2 protein-coding genes and 1 pseudogene are annotated in these 2731 nt (G+C 39.8%); all 3 read left to right on the forward strand.

The features are described from left to right. The first annotated feature begins 411 nt into the window (after positions 1–411). The gene (locus ABUA34_RS14050) at positions 412–1695 is read left to right on the forward strand and encodes an aspartate aminotransferase type Ic (protein WP_349823520.1); all 1284 of its coding nucleotides are present in this window, start codon (positions 412–414) and stop codon (positions 1693–1695) included. 326 nt (positions 1696–2021) lie between these two features. Then, the gene (locus ABUA34_RS14055) at positions 2022–2474 is read left to right on the forward strand and encodes a 6-carboxytetrahydropterin synthase (protein ID WP_022216358.1); all 453 of its coding nucleotides are present in this window, start codon (positions 2022–2024) and stop codon (positions 2472–2474) included. A 69-nt stretch (positions 2475–2543) separates the two neighbouring features. Further along, positions 2544–2731 (forward strand): annotated as a pseudogene (locus ABUA34_RS14060) (Firmicu-CTERM sorting domain-containing protein); the annotation flags it as partial.

The following is a 2731-nucleotide window of genomic DNA, read 5'->3' on the forward strand; positions in this document are numbered from 1 at the left end:
CTTCAATACAGTGGTAACTGGTCCTGGCAAGATAACACTTCAGACCATGCCGAAGTCGCAGCTTGCCGCTGAGATAGCATCCATGATACCATCTAAATAACCAATAGAGCCATATATTTAAGCCGACCCCAAAAGAACACTGCAGCATCTTTCAATGTCGGCTAACTTGAAAATAAAAAGTTAAATATGAAATTTTGACGAAAATATAGTCGAATACAGTGATTAAACTTAGATTTTTCAACCAAAATTTGCAAAATACTGCAAACTTATGCGATTAAGGTCTAGACAACCGGAGAAATAAATTATATGATACAAGGGTTGAACGTTAGGATAGTCTATTTGATGTAGAATATTTTGACGTGCAACCTGGACATATAACTATAACATTGTTAGGTAGCAAGGGAGACTTTTATGAAAGCGTACAGTGAATTATCAAGAGAAGAGTTAATGGAACTTAGAGAGCAGCTGCTTGCGGCATATGAGGAGAAGAAGGCTCTTGGCCTGAACCTTGATATGTCAAGAGGTAAGCCATCACCAACCCAGCTTGGAGTATCTGTTGGTCTTATGGATGTTATCAACAGTGATTCTGATATGAAGTCAGAGTGTGGCATAGACTGCAGAAACTATGGGTGCCTTGATGGAATTCCAGAGGTCAAGAGACTTATGGCAGAGATGATGGGAACTACTGAGGATCATATCTTCATCGGTGGTAACGCAAGTCTTACTCTTATGTTTGACACTGTATCAAGAGCATATACACATGGAATAATGGGAGAGACACCTTGGTGTAAGCTTGACAAGGTGAAGTTCCTCTGCCCTGTTCCAGGATATGACAGACATTTTGCTATCACAGAGCATTTTGGAATAGAGATGATCAACATACCTATGTCAGAGACAGGTCCAGACATGGATATGGTTGAAGAACTTGTAAATTCAGATCCAACAGTAAAGGGTATATGGTGCGTGCCAAAGTACTCAAACCCACAGGGAATCTGCTACAGCGATGAGACAGTAAGAAGATTTGCAAATCTCAAGCCTGCGGCTAAGGACTTCAGGATCTTCTGGGACAATGCCTATGTCATCCATCATCTGTACGAGGACAATCAGGTAGAGATACTTGATATCATCGGGGAGTGTGAGAAGGCAGGCAATCCTGATATGGTATTTGAGTTTGCTTCAACATCAAAGGTAAGCTTCCCTGGTTCAGGAGTTTCAGCTATGGCTACATCACATGCAAATCTTGAGGATGCCAAGAAGCATTACACAATACAGACCATAGGAAACGATAAGGTAAATCAGCTCAGACATGCAAGATACTTCAAGAACCTTGACGGACTCAAGGAGCACATGAAGAAGCATGCTGATTTTATGAGACCAAAGTTTGAGGCTACACTCAAAGTTCTTGAGGAGGAGCTTGACGGACTTGGAATCGGTTCATGGATCAAGCCTCTCGGCGGATACTTCATATCATTTGACGCTATGGAGGGCTGTGCAAAGGCTATAGTTGCCAAGTGCAAGGAGGCAGGAGTTATCCTCACAGGCGCAGGTGCAACATTCCCATATCACAACGATCCAAAGGACAGCAACATCAGGATCGCACCTTCATTCCCAACACCAGAGGAGATGCAGCAGGCAACAGAGATATTTGTTCTCTGCGTAAAGCTTGTAAGTGTTCAGAAACTGCTTGAGTCATAAATGGCAATGTCGGGGCAATAATGCAGATATAGATAAAAAGATCTCATTCATATGGATGGGATCTTTTTTTGACTCTTCACATCATGACTGTTTGACTGATTCTGTGACTATTCAATCAATAACACTCAAACAGATAATAAAATGTGAACAGCGCAATCGGTTGAAACGTTCTGACTATACATAAAGTTACAAAATGTTCATAAAACAGACATTATTTTGGCAATTTTTCATCATTGATATATCACAATGATGTACTTATAATTTAGAGATGATAAGAATGAGTCTTATTAAGTTGAAATAGAAGTTTATGGTCGGGAGGGGTATGGTTGTTTAACTACTATATATACAGAACCTACTTTAATGCAAAACATAGTTTTAATGGCGACATAACGAAGATACATGGACACTCATTTACAGTTGTCACTTATATAGGTATGAAGGATAGTAAAGAGGATATTCCCTTTTTTAAGTTGGAAGCAATCATCTCGTCATTTATAGATCAGTATAGGGGACGGTATCTTAATGAACTTCCTGAGTTTGAGGGATGTGGTAATACCCTTGAGACAATAGGCGACTACTTCTACGAGAAATTGCGAAAACAGCTTATGAAAAGTGGTATGGAGTTATACCAGCTTGATATATCTGAGAATCCGCTATGTGTGTATCAGGTATCTGACAGGATGCTGCTGCCGACCATGAACATGGATACAAGCAACAGAAATTATCAGAAGATATTTGATGATATATTGAAACTTGAGAGTATGACAGGACTTAGCTGATATAGATGAAATATATACATATATAAATTGAGCAATGAAAATATACTACAGAGATGAGGCGTGATGAGTATGAAGAAAAGAGAATCGTATAAGAAACATTTGAACAGAGGCGTTATGGCTGTTTCTTTCGCTGTTATTTTTATAGTTTTTTCTATTATGGGCGGCAGAATACAGGCATTTGCGGATGATGCAGTTGCAACCCAGACAGATGCGGCAAAGAGCAATTCAAGTGGACCTGTCACAACAGGGCTTGCCAT

Source organism: Coprococcus sp. RTP21428st1_C9_RTP21428_210409 (assembly GCF_040227395.1).
Taxonomy (GTDB): Bacteria; Bacillota; Clostridia; order Lachnospirales; family Lachnospiraceae; genus Coprococcus; species Coprococcus aceti.

Excerpts from the sequence above, each read along its gene's own strand:
- ABUA34_RS14050 (WP_349823520.1), top strand. The coding sequence starts at position 412 with ATGAAAGCGTACAGTGAATTATCAAGAGAAGAGTTAATGGAACTTAGA.